Genomic DNA, 22785 nt, shown 5'->3' with positions numbered 1-22785 from the left:
AAACCAATTCATGATTCCATTTATATTCTTAACCACTTTCATCTAACCGATGAACGCAATGATTGCTCGAGGTTCTGAAGCATCATGGGGAGGGATTAATTTCTACAGTCGGCAGCCCAGAAAAATGTCTGTTCCCCTATTGAAGTCACTTTGTTATGATGGAAATACAAATGTGAAGATAAGAAGGGAATGAGACTATGGAAGATCGTTTTTATTTATACAATGACGTCGTTGATTCAAAAACCCGGTTCATAAGCTTCATGGGAGAGGAATCAAGATTCGATTTGGCCATTACGACTACCGATCGGTTTTATGGAAAGAAGCTTGTTTTGAATATGCAGAGTAACCGTTTCGCGATTATTGGGCCTGATGATTTAGAAGAGGAAGGCTATCTTGAGCATGCCTTTCAGTTGTCAGAAGCGGAAGCCGAGGAACTGCGTCACTTTTTAATGGAAATCGTCTGAGTGCTGAAGTTTTTTTCTTAAACGGGAAAACCTACTGAATGTAAGATCGATTACATGAGGGGGGATTATCTTGGACAAAGAAGAATACCACGATTTTTCCAATGTCGAAAAACAGAGGGATTATTTAATTCCTGAAGAATTTCCCGAAGGACCTTTTGGATCAGCCATTGCAAAAGATGCACCAGTCCAGAATAAAAACACACCGTGGCAGGAAGGGCAACGATATCAAAGTGCCTTCAATTATGAAAATAAATCGTTGCATGAAGGCTTACCTCGACAATATCCTGGTGCTCATCCGACACATGATGATCCAGAAAAAGATGAACAGCCTCCATATAAAGGATATGGTAACTCTTAACGTGGAAGGGCCAGAGTGAATTCTGGCCTTTTTATTTCTTTACTTTCTTCACGACGAAATAAGGACAGCCAAAATTGCAGTATTCATATAAATATTCACTAAGCGTGCTTATCTTTGTATCGAAGGTCGCTTTCTGATTGGAATCATCAAAAAATCCACGCAGCCTCAATTGTCCGTAACCCCAATCCCCTACTATATAATCATATTTCGTTAAAATCTCACTGTATCTGGCTTTAAACGCTTCTTCGTTATAGCCTTCCCTTTCATCCTCAATTATTTCGTAGGTCATGTTATTGATGGTAATCATTGTTTTCACCTCTCATAAATACATTTCTTCTTTAAATTATAACTGATTCCCCATCAATTACTAAGCGAAAAATAGAGAAATATGTTCATCCTAAAGTTACGGGGGTGTTATTGATGAAAAAAACGATAATAACGATAGGTTTAAGCTCGATTATTGCACTAACCGGATGTGCTGATAAAGAAAAAGACCAGGGGCTCGGTGCAAAAAACAATGCAGGCAACCCAACAAACGTAAATAATCCAACTCAATATTATGATGAGGATTATCGTAATAATGACAACAAAAGTGATGATTTTGGTTTTACTCGCACCAATAGTGCAACCATTGACGGCCGTAACATTTCCAACAAAGCTGCTTCCATTGACCGTGAACAATTGTCTGATGTCATTTCAAAACTTAGTGTTCAGATTCCAAATGTCAATGACGCCGCTACACTCGTTACTGATGAGGAAGTACTTGTCGTATATGATACCAATGACAAGGATCGGACGGAAACCGCCGACCAAGTTAAACGTACTGCCATGTCCGTCGTGCCTCGCTACTATCATGTCTACGTCAGTGATGATTATCAAAACCTTGCCCAAGATGTCGAAAATTTCGCTACAGTGAAATCCGGCAGCAAAGGGATTGACTATACGATCGAACAAACGATCAAAGAAATGCTGAAATCGCCTCAAGGATACAAAATGAGTGACACAGAAAATGAAAATGGAGAAATGGTTAACGATAAAAGAGATCATCATGATAACATCCATCAAAAAATGGATAACCGTTGAATAAAAAAGGACCGAATTTTTTTCGGTCCTTTATTTCTCTATTTCAATAATTCTTCACCTTTGTTTTGCTTATGTTTAGCCGCAGCATTAACTTGTTCATCAGCATGGTAGGATGAACGGACAAGCGGACCGGATTCACAATGGCTGAAGCCTTTTTCCAATGCACGTTCTTTCAGTTCGGCAAATTCCTCAGGCGTATAGTATTTCAGCACCTTTAAATGTTTTTTAGTCGGCTGTAAATACTGGCCGATTGTCATGATATCGACATTATTAGCCCTTAGGTCATCCATGGTCTCAAGGATTTCCTCCCGCGTTTCACCCAGACCTACCATTAAACTGGATTTTGTCGGGATTTCCGGATACAGTTCCTTGGCTCTTCTTAAAAGCTCCAAAGAACGTTCGTACTTGGCCTGAGCCCGTACACGGTCGGATAAACTTCTGACAGTCTCTATATTATGGTTAAGGATATCTGGTTTAGCATCCATCAATGTCTTGATATTTTCAAACACCCCGCCCATATCAGACGGTAATACTTCAATAGAAGTAAATGGATTTTTGCGACGGATCGCACGGACTGTTTCAGCGAAAACTTCAGCGCCTCCATCCTTTAAATCATCACGGGCAACAGCTGTAATGACGACATGCTTTAAATTCATCAAAACAACGGAATCGGCAACACGCTCAGGTTCAGCCCAGTCCAATTCATTCGGACGTCCAGTTGTAACAGCACAAAAACGGCATGCCCTTGTACAGATTTCACCTAAGATCATGAAAGTAGCCGTTCTTCTCACTGCCCAGCATTCGTGAATATTCGGACATTTAGCCTCTTCACAGACTGTATGAAGATTTTTCTCGCGCATCATATTTTTTAAACCGAGGTAATTTTCGTTAGTATTAAGCTTTATTTTCAACCAATCTGGTTTACGAAGAATTTCTTTATTTGTAGAAGACATGAAAATGCCACTCCATTCTATAGAAATTAACACACCCTACTTTAACAATAAAAAAGCATTTATACAAGTTATAGTTGGTTTCCCATTATTTATTTTTCATGTTTATAGCTAAATCAGCAAAACTATAAAAGATGGATGGACTGATGTATTTTAATTACGGAGAATGTCATGAAAGGAGCCTGCCCCGTTGAATAAATTATTCCTTCTTACCATAACTTGTTTGTTAATTTTGAATGCACCAGGCCAAGTGGCTTATGCTACCGATACCCCAGATGCTTATCCCGGGAGAATGGAGCTATATAAAAATATGGAGGCTACTCTCCAAATCCCGTGGTATTACCTTGCTGGAGCAGATCAATATGAGCATAGCCTCAGGGCTGCACGAAGGGACTTAGAGCCGGCAAAGGGTTTAATAGGCATCCACATCGAGCCTTCAAAGTGGAGCGGGGCCCTCAATCCTGAATTAAATGACGTGAACCCGCTCACGATCACATTTTTTGACGGATTGGGCCAGGATGGAAATGGTGATGGAAAAGCAGATATCAATAATGATACCGATCGATTGTATGCTTTTTCGAAGCATCTCCAATCTTATGGTGCAGATGAAGATAATATCCGGATCGGCTTGTGGGATTATTATAAACGAGATAAAGCAGTCAGCATCATTATCGGCAATGCCGAGATTTATAAGAAATATGGCCGGTTGGATTTACATGAAAAGGCCTTCCCTGTTCCAGTACGGACTCATTATACGTACTTGAATACATGGGGAAGCGCTCGTGGATGGGGCGGAAGGAGAATCCATGAGGGCACTGATATTTTTGCCGATTATAGCCTTCCCGTTCGTTCCACCAGCTATGGAATCATCGAGATGAAAGGCTGGAATAAATTCGGCGGTTGGAGGATAGGGATACGGGATTTAAATAATACCTATCATTACTTTGCCCATTTAAGCGGCTTTGCCAAAGGGTTGAAAGTCGGACAAATCGTCGAGCCCGGACAAGTCATCGGAGGTGTCGGCAGTACAGGTTACGGTCCTCCGGGAACTTCGGGAAAATTCCCTCCGCATCTTCATTACGGGATGTACAAAGACAATGGAATCACAGAATGGAGCTTTGATCCTTACCCTTATTTAAAATTATGGGAAAGGAAAGATTTGGCTAAAAAGAGAAAGTGAGCGGCGTGAATTTTACGCTGCTTTTTTTTGATTTCAACATAAACCCCTGAACTTGATGCATAGGTATTAGTAAAGGGGGCTAAAGCGTGTTCCGAAAAAGATTTCGACCGAAGAAATTCCGAAAAAAGGGGCCTCTTCCCACCCGAAAAGTATTTCTCTATTCATTCATCCTGTTTATCATATCAAGCATCATGACTCTTTGGTACGTGGACAAATCAATCGAACCCGTGATCATGAGTGTAGCCGAATATGAAATCAAACGGATTGCAACGGAAACGATTCATGAATCGGTTGATGAAAATATAGCCAAGGTCGATATGAACAAAATCATCACCAACAATAAGGGTGGTAAGGACTCCAGTTCCTCCTATAGCTTCAATCCGGTCATATACAGTGAATTGCGGGCTAACATAACGAAGGATATTCAAAAGAAACTTGGCATCAAACAGGGAAATCCTTTTAAAACAGGTTCAGCCAAAATAAACGATGAACAATATAAAAGTGTGGTCTATTATATACCATTTGGTGTTGTGACCGGGAATAACCTCCTTTCCAATTACGGACCAGAAATCCCAGTGAAAATGTCGGTCATCGGGAATGTTGAATCGGATTTGAGGACAAAACTGACAAACGCAGGCATCAATAATGTTTATTATGAATTGATTGTGGATTTTGATGTCAATATTCAAATCGTCATCCCCTCTTTCACAAAGGAGACCAAGGTGAGTCAGGAAGTGACAGTCGGAAGCCTGTTGATCGAAGGTGATGTTCCAAGCTATTTTAGTAACGGCAACGGTTCGGTGGCACCTGCGATCATGAAGGAAAACAAGGAATGACAAAACCAGCTTATCCTTGAGGTTAGGCTGGTTCTTGTATATTTAGACATTTCATGATAAGCAAATGCAGGTTTTTATTCAAGTCCACTTCATAGGGCTCTTTTATCCGCTCCCCATCTTCTTCCAGTATCCTTATCATGGGGCGGTCCCCAATCCCCTCATTTTGAGCGGATACTACTCCTTTCCTTCCATCATTCAATTCTACTGATAGACCATTAGGATAAATGGCAACCGCCCGGCGGAAAGCCTCGATGATCGTATTGTCGAACTTTTTCCCGACTCCGGCATAAAGAACTTCCAAACCCTGATGCGGCAGCATGGCCTTACGGTAAACCCGATTGGAAGTAACGGCATCAAACACATCGGCAACGGCAATGATCTTGCCGAAATAATGGATTTCATCCCCCTTTATCCCACGGGGATATCCAGATCCATCTAACCTTTCATGATGCTGATAGGCACAGTTCGCAACTAAAAGTGAAACGGTATGAACATTTTTGATTAGATGAAATCCGTAATCGGCATGTTTTTGGATTTGTTCAAACTCCTTTTCCGTCAGCTTGCCGGGTTTATGGAGGATTTCCAAAGGCACGAGCATTTTGCCGACATCATGTAAAATCGCCCCCAGCCCAAGAATTTCAAGATTCTTATTATTGATATTCAATTCCATCCCGATCGCCAGGGTATATAAGGTCACATTGAAGGAATGAGTAAAGATATAGTCATCGTATGTATAAACGTCGGCCAATAAAGTCATTAACTCCTTATTCCTTTTCAGCTCGTCCATGATGTTCCGGACTATTTGAGTGAACTTGACGTTAGCCTGCTCTATCGTGAATGATCCATCAAGGTTCATTTTGTTCTTTATGTCCTGGAAAGTGGTTTCAATCGTATTAACGGCTTCTCTTCTAAGTTTCCCGGACACTGGGGGCATTGGAATGATGTCATCCGTCCTGGAATCTTGAATGTAAACAAGGGGTATATTAAGGGACACCAGTCGATTGATCATTTTCTGCGTTAATGTAAGGCCCTCGCACAATAGGACATGGCCCCGCTCATTATAGATGTTTTTACCGAGCCTTGCTCCAGGGCTTAGGGACTTTGTAATAGCTAGCCTCATACTTGTACCCCCATCTCCCCATTAAATATTTGTAAATCAAACCGTTTCTTTCCTTTATAAAGATTATCGGAAAATATTTTGATAAATGAATCTGTTTGAATATATTTATTGAAAAAATATCAGCATTTTAAAATAAAAAAATAAGGCCCCCTTCTAAAAGAAAGAAAGCCCACCTTTTCAAATCATTTTGATTAATGCCTCTTTACCAATCATTCCCGGATGAATGCCCTTTTCCACAGCCTCCCAGGTAACCGATTCAAGCGGCGCTTCCAATAACTCTTCAATCGATTTAACTCCTGTAGCCCTCCCTGCAAGGATTTTACGATGTTTCAATTTATCATTCAGCAGTCCAACATCTAACGCACCGCACATTATATACCCTTTTTCGGACGCGACAGCAAGTAAATTCGTTTTTGGAAGTCGGACAGAAATGGCTAGGAATGTATGATTATCAAGAATTATTGGGATCATGTTAATCAATTGGTTTCGCCCCTCTCTTCCCCATACTTTATGAAAAAAAGGGCGAAACCGTGATTTAGCGTTAGGCGTTTGTGTATATTTTTTTCAGCTTCCATAAAAGGATATCCCGTAAGAATTCCGGCAGCAGGTATGTTTTGCGATTGGAGCGCTGGATACTTGGAAAGAAGTGCCCAAATGTAAACATATCAGGTATGGCCAGTTTATAGGACTTATCCACCTGCAGTTTCTCTCCTTTTATAAGAATCCCTTTTACGATACCATTCTCCATTTCGTTAAATTCAATTTGATCATAATGCATGACTCCCATTATGTTTCCGCGGAAACCGAAACCTTTCACCTGAATATGTGGCCATTCCGCATTTCTCGATTGCATTAAGATTTCTTTTAATTCATTCCCATTAACTTCAACGACGCAAGGGTTGATGGGATGTGGACAGATTCTGTGAATATCCCCTTTTGTGACAGGACCGTCCGGCAGCCCTTCAAGCAGGAGGCCTGCATTCAAAAAGGAACAATCCGCCTGACTCCACTCCCTAAGGGCCTCCCCTAGGATTTCCGTCAAAGGACTTACTTTGAACCAATCATTATCCAGTGCTTTTGGTAAGTCCACTGCAACCTGTTTTAGCGTTTCCCCTCCGGCCTGGTATATCTCTTCAATCCATGACCGTTCATTCTCCAATTCCAAAAAGTCATTGGTATCATAAAGAATGGCACTCTTCTGGCTAATTTCCCTTTCCTGATTGACGGTCATTTCCACCTGTCCAACAAAGAAGCCATATTTCCCGGCACCGCAAAGGAGTGTGTCATTGATCAATCTCCCCTGGTGGAGAATGTGGTGGGTATGCGCGCCAAGTATGATGTCAATCTCCGGAAAGTCCTCTGCCATCCTCTCATCATCATGGATGCCCAGGTGGGAAAGGATGATGATTACATCCGCCTCTGATTTGACCCTTTCAAGCTGTGCCTTTAACTCCACGAACGGTTCTGTTATTTCCCAGCCCATCGCAGAGTAGAACTTTTGAAAAAAGGCTGTTAAACCTATCAGGGCGATCTTGGTGCCTTTTACCGTTGTATGTATCCAATATGGCAGCGCCCATTCCGGCCTTTCATTATCACTGTAATAAATATTGGCTGCCAAGACCTTGAACCTTGCATGATCATATAAGGAGTCTAACGCATCATGAGGTAAAGTGATCCCTTCATTATTGCCGATGGTCACATATTGGTAGCCTGCTTCATTCAGCAGCTCAATATTGCCTTTACCTAACGTACCTTCTGTATATGGATGCCAGCGGTCCACATGATCGCCTATATCCAGTATGATCGCTTCTTCTCCCGTTTCTTGATGAAGTTTTCTTCTTTCTTTAAGAAACTTATCAATACGAGGCCAATTCTCAAAATGACTATGGAGATCATTGGTGTGATATAAATGAATGATTTCTGACATCATTTCTCCTCCTCGTTTATCCTGTAATACCTTGGTATATAAGACGTAAACCAATGATTATCAGAACTATTTTCAACATATTTTCCAGCGACGCACTCTTTAGGCGCGTATTGATGAATGCGCCCAATTTAGCACCGAACCATGCACCCGGAATCAGGGCAAAAGCATATGGCCAATTAACATTTCCAAGGGAAATATGGGTAATCGAATTAGTGATGGATGATAAAAATACCATGAACATCGAAGTCGCTACAGCCATATGCGGAGGGAAGAAGAAAAGTAGCATCATGACGGGAACCATTAAGGCCCCACCGCCAATTCCAAATAATCCGGAGCTGAATCCCACGACAAAGGAAATCAATACAGCTAACACGGGGTGATAACCATAAGAAAATGAATGTCCATTTTCAGTTTCATACGTTTTCACTATTTTCCCTTTTCCAGGCTTGAAAAGCATTGGCTTCAAACGATTTTTCACTAATAACACAATGGCCATGAAAACCATGAAAATACCAAAATACAATGAAAAAGCTTCGGCGTTAAGATTTTTATTCACATATGCCCCTATTATTCCACCAGGCGCACTGCCAATAAAAAAGATTAAGCCGGCCTTATAATCCACCACTTTATGTTTTAAATAAGATAAAGTAGAAGATAAGCCGGTAAAAATCATGATTACGGTTGAAACACCTACAGCGACCTGAGGAGTCAGCTCATCGATAATATTTGTAGATGTACCTAAATATAAAAGAGAAGGCACAATGATGATGCCACCTCCAAGACCGACAAGAGCTCCGATCGCTCCCGCAACTAATCCAATAACCACTAATACTAACCATACCATGTAGAAATCCGCCTTTACCTGTTTGTGAGGATATAACCTCTACTAGTTGTCACAATATCTCTTTATTTAATTATATATATCCTCTTAAAACAAACCAAGCTGCTTAGGAGCCAGTCCTTCATATTCTATACCAAGCAACTCAATCATTTGTTTGGCATTATCGGAGGCATCTCCGCCTGAATTATTATTGAACAGGACATATATATCCTTGGATTCCTTTTCCAATATCCTGATTTTCTCCACCCATTCAGTCAATTCCTGCTGATTATATCGATATAAGTACCTGACCTCACGCCAATTATCACCCGAAGAAGGCCTTTGCCAACCATGCAGGTTACGGCCATGAAAGCGTATCAGGGTTTTATCTTTATCGGTGGCCTGCAAAACGACTGGAATGGATCCCTCTCCAGCCTGAGGCTCATCGCATACAGTATGGATCCAGCCTTCCTTTTCGATAAAATCCAAAGTTTGCTGGACTACGTTAGATCTGTACCAGCTTTGATTCCGAAATTCTATGGCCGCTGGGATATCGCCCATTTCAGCTTTGCACCATCGCAGGTAATTCACATTTTCACGTTTACAATCAAACCATGGCGGAAACTGAAATAAGACCATCGCGAGCTTTCCGGACATCTGATAAGCCTCCAGAGAGTCGCAAAATGCCTTGAACATTTCCTTCTTACTTTCAAATGGGATTTCCCCACGCTGATGTCCTGTCATCCCTTGATAAGCTTTAACGACAAACTGGAATGATGCAGGCGTCTCGGATACCCACTTTTCACTGTTCCTCTTTGGCTGGACTGCATAAAAAGAGGCATCCACCTCCACAATGGGAAAATGAGCTCCGTACTCTTTAAGCTTATCACGTTGGGACACACCACCATGATACAAACTATCATGATCTCCCCAACCGGTCACACCAACATAGATCATCTGCATCATCACTCCTTCGGGACTGGCCCCATTTCCTGACTTCTATTGTTATTTTTACCCTTATTGAGCCATATCTAATCTTTGGTATAAAGGTAACGGAGACGGATGTCAAAACAAAAAGCCTGCCAGACAGACCCGGCAGGCTTTTGTATGAATGGTTATTCTAAATCGCCTTACAGGCAGGCCAGTCGGTCATTATCCGATGGAGCCTTCCATTTCGAACTTGATCAGACGGTTCATTTCAACCGCATATTCCATTGGAAGTTCTTTTGTAAATGGTTCGATGAAGCCCATTACGATCATTTCCGTTGCTTCTTGCTCAGAAATTCCGCGGCTCATCAAGTAGAACAATTGTTCTTCTGATACTTTGGAAACCTTCGCTTCGTGTTCAAGGGAAATGTTATCGTTCAAGATTTCATTGTAAGGGATTGTATCGGATGTAGACTGATTATCCATGATTAATGTATCACATTCAATGTTGGAACGAGCTCCATCCGCTTTACGTCCGAAATGAACGATACCACGGTATGTTACTTTACCGCCCTGTTTAGAAATTGATTTTGAAACAATCGTTGAAGATGTATTTGGCGCTAGGTGAATCATTTTTGCTCCAGCGTCTTGGTGTTGGCCTTTGCCGGCAATGGCAATCGATAATGTCATACCTCGTGCACCTTCACCTTTTAAGATGACAGCAGGGTATTTCATTGTCAGTTTAGAACCGATGTTACCATCAATCCATTCCATTGTTGCGTTTGCGTCACAAACGGCACGTTTCGTAACCAGGTTAAACACGTTGTTTGCCCAGTTTTGGATCGTCGTGTAACGGCAGTAAGCATCTTTCTTGATGACGATTTCGACAACGGCACTATGAAGGGAGTTAGTTGTATAAACAGGAGCTGTACAACCTTCCACATAGTGAACGGATGCGCCTTCATCAACAATGATTAGCGTACGTTCGAATTGACCCATGTTTTCAGAGTTGATCCGGAAATATGCTTGAAGCGGAGTATCCACTTTAACGCCTTTTGGTACATAGATGAAAGATCCACCTGACCAAACTGCCGAGTTCAATGCCGAAAATTTATTGTCAGTTGGCGGAATCGTTTTTCCAAAGTGCTCACGGAAGATATCTTCATTTTCACGAAGTGCTGAGTCCGTATCTTTAAACACGATACCCAAGTCTTCCAATTCTTCTTTCATGCTATGGTAAACCACTTCTGATTCATATTGAGCAGATACGCCAGCAAGGTATTTTTGTTCAGCTTCAGGAATTCCCAATTTATCAAAAGTCTGTTTGATTTCATCAGGAACCTCATCCCAAGACTTCTCTGATTTCTCTGATGGCTTAACATAGTATGTGATTTCATCAAAGTTAAGACTCTGCATGTCGCCGCCCCATTGAGGCATTGGCATGTTGTAAAAATGCTCCAATGATTTCAAACGGAAATCAAGCATCCATTGCGGTTCATCCTTCATTCGAGAAATCTCTTCCACGATTTCTTTTGTCAGACCACGCTTTGAACGGAAAATGGAAACATCTTTATCCGCAAAGCCATATTTATAATCGCCGATATCAGGCATTTTCTTTGCCATAGCTCGTATTCCTCCATTTCAAATGGCTGAATTACAACAGCTCATTTTAATTTAATTATTCCTTCAATCCCTTTTCCATGGCTTTCCAAGCCAGAGTAGCACACTTGATTCGTGCAGGGAATTTGGAAACGCCTTGAAGGGCTTCGATATCCCCAAGGTCCATCTCATCGTCGTATTCTTTTCCCTGAATCATTAAGGAAAAAGTCTCGGACATAGCTAGAGCAGTATCAACGTCTTTGCCCTTAATGGCTTGAGTCATCATGGAAGCTGAACTCATGGATATCGAACAACCATCACCATCGAATTTAACATCGCTGACCTTGCCATCTTCGATTTTCATCGTTAACCGAATCCGATCGCCGCAAGTTGGGTTATTCATATCGATTGTCATGCTTCCATCTTCTAGCATGCCCTTATTACGCGGTTTCTTATAGTGATCCATAATGACTTGACGGTAAAGTGTATCTAGGTTATCAAAAGACATTACTGAAATACTCCTTCGTTTTAACAAGCCCGGACACAAGCTTATCAATATCTTCTTCCGTGTTATATAGATAGAAACTTGCTCTTGCTGTCGCTGATACGTCAAGCCATTTCATTAATGGCTGTGCGCAATGATGACCGGCACGAACAGCAATTCCATCTGCATCAAGAACGGTAGCGACATCATGTGGATGTACGTCATTAATATTAAAGGTAATTACACCCGCACGCTTTTCCGCATCTTTAGGACCGTATATAGTCAGCCCTTCAACTGCTGACATTTTCTCCATTGCATATGCGGCGAGCTTATGTTCATGCCGTTCAATATTATCCAAACCGATTTCTTCCAAGAAATCAATTGCAGCCCCCATGCCGATTGCACCGGCAATGATTGGGGTACCGCCTTCGAATTTCCACGGGAGTTCTTTCCATGTAGACTCATACAAACCTACAAAATCAATCATCTCTCCGCCGAATTCTATCGGTTCCATTTTTTCAAGAAGGTCTTTCTTGCCATATAATACGCCGATACCTGTTGGACCGACCATTTTATGACCTGAGAAGGCAAAGAAATCACAATCCAAATCACGGACATCCACTTTTAGATGCGGCGTGCTCTGTGCCCCGTCGACTACCATAACAGCATTATGATCATGGGCAATTTTTGCAATCTCCTTCACAGGATTGATAACACCAAGTACATTCGAAACCTGCATGATGGACACGATTTTCGTTGCTTCCGTAATTGTAGCCCTCACATCGTCAAGGGAAATCGTGCCATCCTCTTGAAGCGGAATATACTTCAATACAGCGCCCTTTTCTTTGGCAAGCTGCTGCCACGGAATGATATTACTGTGATGCTCCATGTAAGAGATGACGATCTCGTCACCCTCTTTAATATTTGCACCACCGTAACTTCTTGCTACAGTATTCAAAGCAGTCGTTGTGCCTCTGGTAAAGATGATTTCTTCTGTAGAAGAAGCATTAATGAATTTACGTACCTTTTCACGAGCACCTTCATACGCATCCGTAGCTTTTGTTCCTAGTGTATGCACTCCGCGGTGAACATTCGAGTTGTATCCGCGGTAATATTGCTCAATCGCTTCAATCACTGCAGCCGGCTTTTGAGAGGTTGCAGCACTATCTAAATAAACTAATGGCTGACCATTGACTTCTTGATCTAATATTGGAAAAAGCTTACGAATTTCGTATGGGTTCATTACTGTACTTTCCTTTCAATGACCGCTACTAATTGTTTTTTAACTCCCTCAATTGGAAGCTGGTTAACAACAGGGGCCAAGAATCCGTGAATGACAAGTCTTTCTGCTTCTTTCTTTGTAATACCACGGCTCATTAAATAATACAGTTGAAGCGGGTCGACACGGCCGACGGAAGCAGCATGACCAGCCGTTACATCATCTTCATCAATCAAGAGAATCGGATTGGCATCTCCGCGTGCTTTTTCACTTAACATCAAAACGCGTGACTCTTGTTCGGCATTGGCCTTTGTAGCACCATACTCTATTTTCCCAATTCCATTAAAAATGGAGGATGCGGCGTCTTTCATTACACCATGCTTAAGGATATAGCCCTCAGAGCGTTTGCCATAATGAATGATGGCAGTCGTGAAGTTCTGCTTTTGTTCCCCGCGTCCGACTACAACTGTTTTTGTATCTCCGTGAGATCCATCGCCCATTAGATATGTTGTATTATCTGAAATCGTATTTCCGTCGTTCATAAGGCCAAGCGCCCACTCAATACGAGCATCACGTCCTGCCACTCCACGGCGGTTAACGTATGTCGTGAAGCCTTTTGAAAGGGTATCGACCGCTCCGTATTCGACTTTGGCATTCGCATTTGCAAATACTTCCGTTACGATGTTGGCAATCCCTTCGTTAGACTCAACGCTTGAGAAGTAATTCTCTACATATGTGACAGAGCTATTATCTTCCGCTACGATCAAGACATGGTTGAAAAGTGTAGTATCAGGATTATCCAACAGGAATACCGATTGAATCGGCTCTTTGATTTCTACATTTTTCGGAACATAAAGGAATGCCCCCCCATTAACTAATGCAGCATGAAGTGCCGTTAAACGATGTTCATCTATTTTAACGCCATCTTTCATGAAATATTTTTGCACAAGCTCAGCATGGTCACGAGCAGCTGTTAAAATATCTGTAAAGATGACGCCTTGCTCTTTCACGTTTGCTGACAGATTGATATGTGCCGGCGTATTATTGCGTTGAATGTATAAGTTTTCATTTTCTTCAATGATGGATTTAATTTCCTCCGGAAGTTCCTCTAAAGAGGCAAAAGCTTCACTTTCAACCGTATGGTTCTGGAAAGAAGTAAAATTCCATTTATCGATCTTCGTTTTATCCGGCTTGGGCATCGGGAGCTTTTCTAATTCAGAAAACGCTTGAATCCGAAGCTCGGATAGCCAAGTTGGATCATTATTTTTAGTTGAATAGGAGCTTATATCCTCTTGTTCAAACGGTAATTTCGTTTCTGTAGTCATTGCAAATCCTCCTACTTACGCTTCTTCGCCAACAGTTTCGTCTTCAATGCCCAATTCTTGTTTGATCCAATCATAACCTTCCGCTTCCAAGCGGGCAGCAAGTTCAGGACCACCTGATTTTACGACGCGTCCTTGCATCATTACATGTACAAAATCAGGAGTGATGTAATTTAATAGACGTTGGTAGTGAGTGATGATCAAGCATCCAAAGTCTTCTCCGCGCATTTCGTTGATTCCTTTTGAAACGACTTTAAGTGCATCGATATCTAGACCTGAATCAATCTCATCCAAGATTGCAATTTTAGGTTGGATCATCATTAATTGGAGAATCTCGTTGCGTTTTTTCTCTCCGCCGGAGAAACCTTCATTCAAATAGCGTTGCGCCATATCTTCATCCATTTCAAGGAATTCCATTTTTTGATCCATTTGACGGATGAATTTCATCAATGAAATTTCATCGCCTTCTTCACGGCGTGCGTTAATGGAAGAACGTAAGAAGTCAGCATTTGTAACACCGCTGATTTCACTTGGATATTGCATAGCCAGGAATAGACCGACACGAGCGCGCTCGTCGACTTCCATTTCCAATACATCTTCACCATCGAATGAGATGCTTCCGCTCGTTACTTCATATTTAGGGTGACCCATGATCGCTGATGATAAAGTGGATTTACCAGTTCCATTTGGTCCCATGATCGCATGGATTTCTCCACCTTTAACTTCAAGGTTTACCCCTTTTAAAATCTCTTTACCTTCAATTGATACGTGAAGATCTTTAACTGTTAATGTAGAAGCTGACATAATAATACCTCCGTGAACTAATTCCAATTTTATTACCAGAAAGTAAAGATTACTTTCTATCACTATAATTTACGTAAAAGCATTCTCACTTTATTCTCATTCCAATTTTATAACAAATCCAATTTGGAATCAACTAAATAGATAGGGTTTCCACTTCTTCCATGTTAAAAACCTGTCCCAATTCTTACTATACTAACAGATATAGCCTATTTACTGCATAATCATACTTATTTTAGTTTTTGTTAAAATTATCTTATTATTCGGCAAATCTTCGTCCTTATTAATATATGTTCGAAGAATTCGAATGCAAGGTATGAACGTTCCGCTTTAAAAAGAAAAAAATCGGACTGTCAGGCATTATGTAAGTTTATCCAATAAGGAAACCCTTATTTTATGGACCACTTTCCATTTTACCTCTACAGACCGATCTTTTAAAGAATTCTTTTATATGCTTAGCCGTGAATTTTGCGTTGTAGGTCCTGGACCATTTTGTTGCACTTTACATGTTCCCTATCCCGTTCTTTCTCGACCTCGATACGGAGGTCTAAGTTTCTACTGTACTCACTGTAGCCAATCCCATGTGAAGACTGCATCGCCTTTTCCATTTCGCTTGTTACATTTAAATCCAGAGTATTGATAGTGAACCATCCTTTCAAATTTGTGTATCATTTTTTTACCTGCATTATCTCTATACCCTTTCCTTTCCTGATTAAACATGAAATGAATTAAATTAAGCCGCAGACTAAAACAAACTGGATCATCAATGAGTTTGTACAGTTTTTTAGGTTTTTAGGTTTCAAAATTTGAACGTTACTTTCCACTTCAGGCACTAGCTTTCCGCGGGCGGTCCGGAAGCCTCCTCGGTGCTTTTGCGCCTGCGGGGTCTCCCTTGACTCGCTTTTCCCGCAGGAGTCTCGTACCTTCCGTTCCATTCCACTAAGACTAAACAATCAGATAGGCAAAATGAAGTGCCTCACTTCTCTAAGCACGGAAAAAAATTATGAGCGACGCACTATGTGAAAGCTGAATGGACAAACCAGCTCGCTTATTCATTTATGCGTCAGAAGACCGTAACGGATTTGTGTTGGGACGATAGTAACACCCGGAAATACTCGTATTAAGAGCCTCTGATTGAACAAGTGATTAAGAAAGCTGGAAAACCTGAATCTGTTGACGCAGATTCCGCAACCATGGCTATGTGTAATATGAGCGTTTTGGTTGTTATCTCTGCCCATCGGCACTCAACAACAAATAAAGAGGGCAATTATCGGTTCAAATCCAATATAAAAACAAAAAGGTTTCGGAATGAGATCATTCCGAAACCTTTTTGTTTTTAAACTGCGGCCTGAGTTAAATCAGGTTGCCATTCTTGAATTATTTATCCGCCGGTACAACTGCACCTTTGTATTCTTCAAGAATGAAATCTTGAATTTCTTTAGAATGCAATACTTCTACAAGCGCTTTTATTGCTTCTTTATTTTCGTCACCTTTGTTTACGGCAATGACATTCACATATGGTGATTCCGAATCTTCAATCGCAATCGAATCTTCAAGCGGATTCAAACCGGCATCAATTGCATAGTTGGAGTTGATCAAGACTGCATCGCCTTCGCCACTCTCATAAATTTTAGGAAGCAGGGCCGCTTCATAATCAGCATCGAATTTAAGGTTTTTCTTATTTTCAACGATGTCTTTAGTTGTAGCCGTCGTTTTATCGACGCCTTCTTTCAAAGTGATCAGGCCATTCTTTTCCAAAAGGGATAAAGCGCGCCCATGATCAGCAACAGAGCTGCTCATAATAATTGTTGCGCCTTCCGGAAGTTTATCAATGCTTTTATATTTTTGTGAATATAGAGCAATCGGCTCGATATGGATTCCGCCAGCATTAACGAAGTCATATCCATTTTCTTTAATTTGCCCCTCTAAATATGGAATATGTTGGAAATAGTTAGCATCCAATTCCTTATCATTCAACGCCTTATTCGGTAAAACATAGTCCTGGAAAGTTTCGATTTCCAATTCGATTCCTTTTTCTTTAAGAAGCGGCTTAGCTTTCTCAAGGATTTCAGCATGAGGAACATTGGATGCCCCTACAACTATTTTCTTCGATTCTTTCTCCGTATCACTGCCGCTTTTATCCTTTTCACTTCCACAAGCAGCCAAAGCGATAGACAACACTAAAATTAATGCAAATCCTAAAAACTTTTTCATCCTATTCATCTCCCTTTATCTTTTGTCCAATTTAGATGTAATCACATCTCCAATAATTTGAATTATGAAGACGATAATTAGAATAACGATGGTCGCCACTAGTGTAACGTCATTTTGATTTCTTTGATATCCGTCCAAATAGGCTAGATTACCAAGCCCGCCTGCGCCGATGACCCCGGCCATTGCGGTATATCCAACCAATGCAATCGATGTTACCGTAATCCCGGAAATAAGGGCAGGCATTGACTCTGGAAGAAGGACCTTCCAAATGATTGTGCTCGTTTTTGCTCCCATCGATTTAGCGGCTTCAATTACACCTTTATCGATTTCACGAAGGCCGATTTCTACCATACGCGCATAAAATGGTGCCGCACCGATAATAAGTGCCGGCAGTGCAGCGTTCTCTCCGATCATGGAACCGACTAGCGCTTTAGTGAAAGGAATGAGCAGCACGATCAAAATAAGAAATGGAATGGAACGGAAAATATTGACGACAGCACTCATGATCCCGTTGACTGCCCGGTTTTCCCACATATTACCCTTCCCTGTCAGGAACAGGATCAATCCTAATATTATGCCTATAAAAAAGGTTGCCACTACAGAGACGCTTGTCATGTAAAGCGTTTCCCTCGTAGCTTCAATAATGTCTTCCCAATCAACATTCGGCAATAATTCTTCAAGCATGAGTAATCACCTCCACGCCTACCTGCTGTGCTTTAATGAATTCGATTGCGCGGAGCATTTCATCCTCAGTGCCATCAAGATGGATAAACAATGTTCCATATGAACCGCTTCTTGTTTGGGATATCTTACCTTGAACGATATTGACATCCAACTCGAAGTTACGTACAAGCTTGGTGATCAACGGGCTTTCGGCATGATCGCCTACAAAGGTCAATTGAATCACTTTGCCTGCAGGATAGCGTTCGAGCAAATGGTCCATCGTTTCTTTCGTTTCTTCCGGTTCCGTTACCTGTTGCACGAAACGCTTTGTCATTTGTTCTTTAGGGTTCTTGAAAACATCCAGGACAGGTCCCTGTTCAACAACTTGCCCACTTTCCATCACGGCGACGCGATGGCAGATTTTGCGGATCACATGCATTTCATGTGTTATCAGGACGATCGTCAACCCCAAACGCTGATTGATGTCAACAAGCAATTCGAGTATGGAGTCGGTAGTCTGCGGATCCAAGGCAGAAGTCGCTTCATCACACAGCAGCACTTTAGGATCATTTGCCAGAGCCCTGGCTATTCCCACCCTTTGCTTTTGCCCTCCGCTTAATTGTGATGGATAGGCCTTTTCCCTGCCTTCCAATCCGACTAACTTGATCAATTCGTTCACACGCTTGGTTCGTTCAGGTTTAGAAACTCCTGCAATTTCCAATGGGAAAGATATATTCTCCTGAACGGTCCTCGACCATAATAAATTGAAATGTTGGAAAATCATGCTGATTTCTTGACGGGCCTTGCGGAGCTGAGCCCCTTTAATTTTTGAAATTTCCTTCTCAGCAACTACAACGGATCCCTCTGTTGGTGTTTCCAATCCATTGAGCATTCTGATCAAAGTACTTTTCCCCGCTCCACTGTAACCGATGATACCGAAAATCTCGCCTTTATTTATTTCAACATTCACATTATTTACAGCCTTGATTGTCTCACTGTTTCCTTTTCCTGTTCGGAACAGCTTACTGACTTTCGTCAATGTAATCATTAACCCTCACCTCTTTTATCCAATAAAACCTATGAACTTAGTTGATTTCTCTACATTATTAGTCTGTTTCTCATATCATGTAAAAGTTTACCCAATTAAAACAGAAAAAACCTTTCTGCATGAGCAGAAAGGCAGGTGAAGAAACAGGCCTTCCTCTCATCTTCCAAAGTGATTAAACTTTGTGTGAATTGGCACCTTTCCAAGGAAATCTCCTTGTCGGTTGCCGGGTTTCATCGGGCACATCCCTCCACCTCTCTTGATAAGAGCTAATATATAGAATATTTGTACATCATTAAGTTCTTTAGTATGGAGAAATTTTATCATAGATAAAAAAGGAGCGCAATGTATAATATTTCTAGTACAAGCATATAGAAACTTTACTTAAACCGTTTTGGATGTCAAGGAGACGATATTCGTCGCTTTTTCAATTGCCTGCTCCAAATCTTCTATTAAATCCTCTACATTTTCAATCCCAATCGATAAACGGACTTGGTCGGCACTCACACCCGCTTTCGCAAGACCTGCCTCATTCAATTGTTGATGGGTCGTACTGGCTGGGTGGATGATCAAGCTCTTCGCATCCCCAACATTCGCTACATGGGACCATAATTCCACCGAATTGATAAGTTTTGCCCCAGCTTCTCGATTACCTTGTATCCCAAAAGTCACAACAGATCCAGCTCCCTTTGGCAAATATTTTTCCGCAAGGGCTTTATCGGGATGATCCTCATCACCAGGATGTGAAACCCAAGTCACCGCAGGATGGTTTTTTAAATATTTAATGACAGACTTGGTGTTTGATAGATGCTCTTTCATCCTTACATGCAGCGTTTCAAGTCCAAGCGTAAACTGGAATGCACTTTGGGCACTTAGCGCAGGTCCTAAATCACGGAGTAACTGGACTCGGGCTTTCGTTATGAATGCGGCAGGTCCAACTGCCTCGGCGTATACCAGATTGTCGTAACTTGGGTCAGGCTCTGTGAAGCCAGGGTAATTTGGCGAGTTCCAATCGAATTTCCCTCCATCCACGATGACACCGCCAAGCGTAGTTCCATTTCCCAGAAGCCATTTTGTAGCGGAATGGATGACAATATCCGCTCCAAAATCAATTGGTCTGCATAGATACGGTGTCGCAAAGGTATTATCAACGATTAAAGGTATTCCGGCATCATGGGCGATTTTCGCTACCGCTTCAATATCAAGCACCCTCAAACTTGGATTTCCGATGGTTTCAGCAAAAATGGCTTTAGTTCTTGGCGTAATCGCCCTTTTGAAATTTTCAGGGTCATCTGGAGAAACGAACTTCACTTTAATCCCGTATTTAGGAAGAGTATTTTCAAAAAGGTTATACGTACCGCCATATAATGTAGATGCTGAAACAATCTCATCCCCTGCAGCGGCAATATTCAGGATTGAAAGTGAGATGGCAGCCATTCCGCTTGCTGTTGCCAATCCGCCGATTCCGCCTTCCAATAAGGCCATTCTTTCCTCAAAAACGCTGATCGTGGGATTATGGAGTCGTGAATATATATAGCCATTCTCCTTTAGGCCAAATAAATTCGCTGCATGGTCGGTGTCCTTGAACAAGTATGCATTGCTTTGGTAGATAGGAACTGCACGTGCACCTGTTTTATCAGCTTGCAGACCGCCATGAACACTCAATGTTTCGAAACGCAATTTTTTCCCTGACATATGATTTCACCTTTTTCTATGGATTTAGTTGGAATTATATGATGTCTGGCCTTTTATAAACAAAAAAACCACTTCAATAAGAAGAGGTTTCAAGAATACACCTCATCTACCAGAGCCAACACTCTGCTGGAATTAGCACCGTATATAAAAATTTATACCGGTTGCCGGGCTTCGTCGGGCCAGTCCCTCCGCCACTCTTGATAAGAACTATTAAATTCTGCCGTTACTTAATTCAAAATATAGCATTTTAGATTAAATCAGTCAATGAATTGTTAGAATATTCTTTGTTTAATTTCATCTAACATTCATATGTCCGCAACAAAGAAACCAACCACGGTTCCGATTGGTTTCTTAGCTGATTTCCTTAAGCAATCCGTACAAATAAGGAACGGATTGAAAGGCATATATTTTTTTGTGCAGCCGTCCTTCTTTGAAAAATAATAAACATGGAACACTTTCGATTTCATATGATTCGGCAATTGCTTGGACATAATTCATATTCATTTTGCCTGCCTTCAATTCCGGGAATAGCTCCAAGGATATCGTCAGCATCTTGGAGGCAACCTGACAAGTGCCGCATAAAGGGGTATATAAATATAAGCAAAAGGTTTCCCCATTTTCAACAGCAAGCTTACACTCTTCTTCTTTCCATTCCTGCATCAATTAGTCGTTCACCCTTTGACTTAAAAATTTCATTTTCACATTCATATTGGCAGATAGAAGCACAGTTGCGATATGATGTTCGGGTGAGCTTTCCACTTCTTTGTACATTTTATTAATATACAGGTGGTTCGCCTCAGGCATTTCCCTTCGGAACTGCTTCCGCAGCTTTTCTCCTGATTCATCTGCGTCAAAAAGGAGATAAACATCACGGTCCATCAATTCATCCACTAATTCATCCAGCTTAGTTAATGATATGGTCCCATTCGTACATCTTATTTCCACATCTTCATTTAAAACGGAGGCAACTTTTCTTCTATCGGAACTGCCTTCTACAATGATCACTTTATCGAATTCGCCCCACTCCATGTCATCACTCCATCTCACGAATTATGTGCGCAACTGCCACGGTACAAAATGAAAAAGAGAGCAGGCCTTTTCAGTCCCCCCTCTCCTTTTTTTTAACCGTTGATTAAACTCTCATACTCTTCAGCGCTCATCAAGCTTTCAATATCACTGCTATTAGATGGTTCAAGCACGACCATCCATGCCTTTTCATAAGGAGACTCATTTACATATTCAGGGTTGTCACTTAAATCTTCGTTTACTTCAATAACCTTGCCACTGATAGGTGCATAAAGCTCAGAAACGGTCTTAACGGATTCAACACTTCCGAATGGTTCGTTCGCTTTCAATTCATCGCCGATTTCCGGAAGCTCAACGAATACGATGTCCCCAAGCTCGGACTGTGCGAAAGCTGTAATTCCAATGCGCACTGTTCCATCTTCCGTTTTGACCCATTCATGTTCTTTTGTGTAACGAAGTTCTTTTGGTGTTGTTGTCATTATTAACCCTCCATATGTACATCTTATTTTATCTATTCCATTATAAGGTAGATTGTTTGTTTAAGTAAGGAATTAACCAAATATTTCGAGAAATTTTCAGTTCCAAACCTGTTCGAATTGTTCCTCTTTGAAACCTACCGTCACTTTGGTGCCATCCGTAACAATCGGCCTTTTCAGAAGCATGCCATCTGTGGACAATATATCAAGCATCTCTGCTTCAGAAGCTTCTTTCAGCTTATCCTTTAAGCCAAGCTCCCGATATTTTTGACCGCTAGTATTGAAAAACTTCTTCAACTCCAAATTGCTGATTTTATATAGTTGTTCTATTTCTGTTCGCGAAGGCGGATTTTCCGCTATATGGATTGCTTCATACTGCAGTTCATGATTATCAAGCCACTTCTTCGCGTTACGGCATGTGCCGCATTTTGGGTACCAATATAATGTTAAGCCCATCATTTCACCACCTATCAATAGAATACCCGTTTTCATCACGCAATACAACGAATTGTCTTTTGAATTTCCAATGCGATTTCATCAAAGGAAATAAGGGAATGCCTTCTCGGGCATTCCCTT

At 41.4% G+C, this 22785-nt stretch carries 26 protein-coding genes and 2 riboswitches; of the genes, 5 read left to right on the top strand and 21 right to left on the bottom strand.

Annotation, left to right across the window (positions count from 1 at the left end; genetic code table 11):
• The first annotated feature begins 197 nt into the window (after positions 1-197).
• The gene (locus ACIROD_RS20960; protein WP_098371475.1) at positions 198-464 is read left to right on the top strand and encodes a DUF3055 domain-containing protein; all 267 of its coding nucleotides are present in this window, start codon (positions 198-200) and stop codon (positions 462-464) included.
• A gap of 70 nt (positions 465-534) precedes the next feature.
• Complete coding sequence (locus ACIROD_RS20955) at positions 535-822, top strand: cytosolic protein (RefSeq protein WP_397315510.1); 288 nt, start codon at positions 535-537, stop codon at positions 820-822.
• Positions 823-853: 31 nt separating this feature from the next.
• On the opposite strand, the gene ACIROD_RS20950 is transcribed toward ACIROD_RS20955, so the two are convergent.
• Positions 854-1129 carry a YutD family protein gene (locus ACIROD_RS20950; RefSeq protein ID WP_101223644.1) on the bottom strand — a complete coding sequence of 92 codons (276 nt, stop codon included), beginning with the start codon at positions 1127-1129 and terminating at the stop codon, positions 854-856.
• Between the two features lie 113 nt (positions 1130-1242).
• On the opposite strand from ACIROD_RS20950, the gene ACIROD_RS20945 reads away from it, so the two are divergent.
• Positions 1243-1905: a YhcN/YlaJ family sporulation lipoprotein gene (locus tag ACIROD_RS20945; RefSeq protein WP_101223645.1), complete on the top strand. Its 663-nt coding sequence runs from the start codon at positions 1243-1245 to the stop codon at positions 1903-1905.
• A gap of 38 nt (positions 1906-1943) precedes the next feature.
• Here ACIROD_RS20945 and lipA read toward each other — a convergent pair whose 3' ends face one another.
• On the bottom strand, positions 1944-2858 hold the full coding sequence (lipA, locus tag ACIROD_RS20940) for a lipoyl synthase (protein ID WP_063234033.1): 915 nt from the start codon (positions 2856-2858) through the stop codon (positions 1944-1946).
• A 187-nt stretch (positions 2859-3045) separates the two neighbouring features.
• On the opposite strand from lipA, the gene ACIROD_RS20935 reads away from it, so the two are divergent.
• Positions 3046-4035: a M23 family metallopeptidase gene (locus ACIROD_RS20935; protein ID WP_402943703.1), complete on the top strand. Its 990-nt coding sequence runs from the start codon at positions 3046-3048 to the stop codon at positions 4033-4035.
• Positions 4036-4121: 86 nt separating this feature from the next.
• Complete coding sequence (gene yunB, locus ACIROD_RS20930) at positions 4122-4871, top strand: sporulation protein YunB (protein ID WP_101223646.1); 750 nt, start codon at positions 4122-4124, stop codon at positions 4869-4871.
• A 22-nt stretch (positions 4872-4893) separates the two neighbouring features.
• Here the strand turns inward: yunB and ACIROD_RS20925 are convergent, their stop codons facing one another.
• The 19 genes from ACIROD_RS20925 to ACIROD_RS20840 all read right to left on the bottom strand — a co-directional run bounded on the left by ACIROD_RS20925 (position 4894) and on the right by ACIROD_RS20840 (position 22665).
• Complete coding sequence (locus ACIROD_RS20925; RefSeq protein ID WP_402943701.1) at positions 4894-5991, bottom strand: HD-GYP domain-containing protein; 1098 nt, start codon at positions 5989-5991, stop codon at positions 4894-4896.
• 177 nt (positions 5992-6168) lie between these two features.
• Positions 6169-6471: a YunC family protein gene (locus tag ACIROD_RS20920; RefSeq protein ID WP_101223648.1), complete on the bottom strand. Its 303-nt coding sequence runs from the start codon at positions 6469-6471 to the stop codon at positions 6169-6171.
• A gap of 61 nt (positions 6472-6532) precedes the next feature.
• On the bottom strand, positions 6533-7918 hold the full coding sequence (locus ACIROD_RS20915; protein ID WP_402943697.1) for a bifunctional metallophosphatase/5'-nucleotidase: 1386 nt from the start codon (positions 7916-7918) through the stop codon (positions 6533-6535).
• A 16-nt stretch (positions 7919-7934) separates the two neighbouring features.
• Positions 7935-8762, bottom strand: coding sequence for a sulfite exporter TauE/SafE family protein (locus ACIROD_RS20910; protein ID WP_402943694.1), 828 nt, complete (start codon positions 8760-8762; stop codon positions 7935-7937).
• Positions 8763-8846: 84 nt separating this feature from the next.
• On the bottom strand, positions 8847-9695 hold the full coding sequence (locus ACIROD_RS20905) for a DUF72 domain-containing protein (RefSeq protein ID WP_402943691.1): 849 nt from the start codon (positions 9693-9695) through the stop codon (positions 8847-8849).
• A gap of 195 nt (positions 9696-9890) precedes the next feature.
• On the bottom strand, positions 9891-11288 hold the full coding sequence (sufB, locus tag ACIROD_RS20900) for a Fe-S cluster assembly protein SufB (protein ID WP_034310152.1): 1398 nt from the start codon (positions 11286-11288) through the stop codon (positions 9891-9893).
• A 55-nt stretch (positions 11289-11343) separates the two neighbouring features.
• Positions 11344-11772 (bottom strand): Fe-S cluster assembly sulfur transfer protein SufU, encoded by a 429-nt coding sequence (gene sufU, locus ACIROD_RS20895; RefSeq protein WP_034310148.1) that lies wholly within the window; start codon positions 11770-11772, stop codon positions 11344-11346.
• Positions 11762-12991: a cysteine desulfurase gene (locus ACIROD_RS20890; RefSeq protein WP_101223652.1), complete on the bottom strand. Its 1230-nt coding sequence runs from the start codon at positions 12989-12991 to the stop codon at positions 11762-11764. Before ACIROD_RS20890 ends, sufU begins: the two co-directional genes overlap by 11 nt.
• Positions 12991-14292 carry a Fe-S cluster assembly protein SufD gene (gene sufD / locus ACIROD_RS20885; RefSeq protein WP_402943689.1) on the bottom strand — a complete coding sequence of 434 codons (1302 nt, stop codon included), beginning with the start codon at positions 14290-14292 and terminating at the stop codon, positions 12991-12993. Before sufD ends, ACIROD_RS20890 begins: the two co-directional genes overlap by 1 nt.
• A gap of 15 nt (positions 14293-14307) precedes the next feature.
• Positions 14308-15093, bottom strand: coding sequence for a Fe-S cluster assembly ATPase SufC (sufC, locus tag ACIROD_RS20880; RefSeq protein WP_101223654.1), 786 nt, complete (start codon positions 15091-15093; stop codon positions 14308-14310).
• 452 nt (positions 15094-15545) lie between these two features.
• Complete coding sequence (locus ACIROD_RS26230) at positions 15546-15686, bottom strand: YuzK family famiily protein (protein WP_472673127.1); 141 nt, start codon at positions 15684-15686, stop codon at positions 15546-15548.
• 781 nt (positions 15687-16467) lie between these two features.
• Complete coding sequence (locus ACIROD_RS20875; RefSeq protein WP_101223655.1) at positions 16468-17304, bottom strand: MetQ/NlpA family ABC transporter substrate-binding protein; 837 nt, start codon at positions 17302-17304, stop codon at positions 16468-16470.
• A 15-nt stretch (positions 17305-17319) separates the two neighbouring features.
• Positions 17320-17988, bottom strand: a complete 669-nt coding sequence (locus ACIROD_RS20870; RefSeq protein WP_101223656.1) for a methionine ABC transporter permease — start codon at positions 17986-17988, stop codon at positions 17320-17322.
• Entirely contained in the window at positions 17981-19015 is a 1035-nt protein-coding gene (locus ACIROD_RS20865; protein WP_101223657.1) for a methionine ABC transporter ATP-binding protein, read from the bottom strand. Before ACIROD_RS20865 ends, ACIROD_RS20870 begins: the two co-directional genes overlap by 8 nt.
• 153 nt (positions 19016-19168) lie before the next feature.
• A riboswitch (SAM riboswitch) is annotated at positions 19169-19281 on the bottom strand.
• Between the two features lie 115 nt (positions 19282-19396).
• On the bottom strand, positions 19397-20707 hold the full coding sequence (locus ACIROD_RS20860) for an O-acetylhomoserine aminocarboxypropyltransferase/cysteine synthase family protein (RefSeq protein WP_402943684.1): 1311 nt from the start codon (positions 20705-20707) through the stop codon (positions 19397-19399).
• Between the two features lie 99 nt (positions 20708-20806).
• Positions 20807-20914: riboswitch (SAM riboswitch) on the bottom strand.
• 144 nt (positions 20915-21058) lie between these two features.
• The gene (locus ACIROD_RS20855; protein WP_101223994.1) at positions 21059-21367 is read right to left on the bottom strand and encodes a thioredoxin family protein; all 309 of its coding nucleotides are present in this window, start codon (positions 21365-21367) and stop codon (positions 21059-21061) included.
• Positions 21368-21370: 3 nt separating this feature from the next.
• Complete coding sequence (locus ACIROD_RS20850) at positions 21371-21736, bottom strand: toprim domain-containing protein (protein ID WP_048688210.1); 366 nt, start codon at positions 21734-21736, stop codon at positions 21371-21373.
• Positions 21737-21828: 92 nt separating this feature from the next.
• Positions 21829-22212 (bottom strand): glycine cleavage system protein GcvH, encoded by a 384-nt coding sequence (gene gcvH, locus ACIROD_RS20845; protein ID WP_402943681.1) that lies wholly within the window; start codon positions 22210-22212, stop codon positions 21829-21831.
• 96 nt (positions 22213-22308) lie between these two features.
• The gene (locus tag ACIROD_RS20840; protein WP_063234020.1) at positions 22309-22665 is read right to left on the bottom strand and encodes an arsenate reductase family protein; all 357 of its coding nucleotides are present in this window, start codon (positions 22663-22665) and stop codon (positions 22309-22311) included.
• Positions 22666-22785 lie beyond the last annotated feature (120 nt).

This window comes from Peribacillus sp. NPDC101481 (assembly GCF_044767165.1).
Lineage (GTDB): Bacteria > Bacillota > Bacilli > Bacillales > DSM-1321 > Peribacillus.
Note: the sequence above shows the minus strand (reverse complement) of the source record. Positions and strands in the feature narration are given on the sequence as shown.

Coding starts and splice junctions, on each gene's coding strand:
- ACIROD_RS20870 (WP_101223656.1), bottom strand. CDS start 17,988: ATGCTTGAAGAATTATTGCCGAATGTTGATTGGGAAGACATTATTGAA.
- ACIROD_RS20860 (WP_402943684.1), bottom strand. CDS start 20,707: ATGTCAGGGAAAAAATTGCGTTTCGAAACATTGAGTGTTCATGGCGGT.
- ACIROD_RS20850 (WP_048688210.1), bottom strand. CDS start 21,736: ATGGAGTGGGGCGAATTCGATAAAGTGATCATTGTAGAAGGCAGTTCC.
- lipA (WP_063234033.1), bottom strand. CDS start 2,858: ATGTCTTCTACAAATAAAGAAATTCTTCGTAAACCAGATTGGTTGAAA.
- ACIROD_RS20915 (WP_402943697.1), bottom strand. CDS start 7,918: ATGTCAGAAATCATTCATTTATATCACACCAATGATCTCCATAGTCAT.
- ACIROD_RS20945 (WP_101223645.1), top strand. CDS start 1,243: ATGAAAAAAACGATAATAACGATAGGTTTAAGCTCGATTATTGCACTA.
- ACIROD_RS20925 (WP_402943701.1), bottom strand. CDS start 5,991: ATGAGGCTAGCTATTACAAAGTCCCTAAGCCCTGGAGCAAGGCTCGGT.
- ACIROD_RS20865 (WP_101223657.1), bottom strand. CDS start 19,015: ATGATTACATTGACGAAAGTCAGTAAGCTGTTCCGAACAGGAAAAGGA.
- sufD (WP_402943689.1), bottom strand. CDS start 14,292: ATGACTACAGAAACGAAATTACCGTTTGAACAAGAGGATATAAGCTCC.
- sufB (WP_034310152.1), bottom strand. CDS start 11,288: ATGGCAAAGAAAATGCCTGATATCGGCGATTATAAATATGGCTTTGCG.
- ACIROD_RS20950 (WP_101223644.1), bottom strand. CDS start 1,129: ATGATTACCATCAATAACATGACCTACGAAATAATTGAGGATGAAAGG.
- ACIROD_RS26230 (WP_472673127.1), bottom strand. CDS start 15,686: ATGCAGTCTTCACATGGGATTGGCTACAGTGAGTACAGTAGAAACTTA.
- ACIROD_RS20855 (WP_101223994.1), bottom strand. CDS start 21,367: ATGCAGGAATGGAAAGAAGAAGAGTGTAAGCTTGCTGTTGAAAATGGG.
- ACIROD_RS20890 (WP_101223652.1), bottom strand. CDS start 12,991: ATGAACCCATACGAAATTCGTAAGCTTTTTCCAATATTAGATCAAGAA.
- ACIROD_RS20840 (WP_063234020.1), bottom strand. CDS start 22,665: ATGGGCTTAACATTATATTGGTACCCAAAATGCGGCACATGCCGTAAC.
- ACIROD_RS20960 (WP_098371475.1), top strand. CDS start 198: ATGGAAGATCGTTTTTATTTATACAATGACGTCGTTGATTCAAAAACC.
- ACIROD_RS20875 (WP_101223655.1), bottom strand. CDS start 17,304: ATGAAAAAGTTTTTAGGATTTGCATTAATTTTAGTGTTGTCTATCGCT.
- gcvH (WP_402943681.1), bottom strand. CDS start 22,212: ATGACAACAACACCAAAAGAACTTCGTTACACAAAAGAACATGAATGG.
- sufU (WP_034310148.1), bottom strand. CDS start 11,772: ATGTCTTTTGATAACCTAGATACACTTTACCGTCAAGTCATTATGGAT.
- sufC (WP_101223654.1), bottom strand. CDS start 15,093: ATGTCAGCTTCTACATTAACAGTTAAAGATCTTCACGTATCAATTGAA.
- ACIROD_RS20905 (WP_402943691.1), bottom strand. CDS start 9,695: ATGATCTATGTTGGTGTGACCGGTTGGGGAGATCATGATAGTTTGTAT.
- ACIROD_RS20910 (WP_402943694.1), bottom strand. CDS start 8,762: ATGGTATGGTTAGTATTAGTGGTTATTGGATTAGTTGCGGGAGCGATC.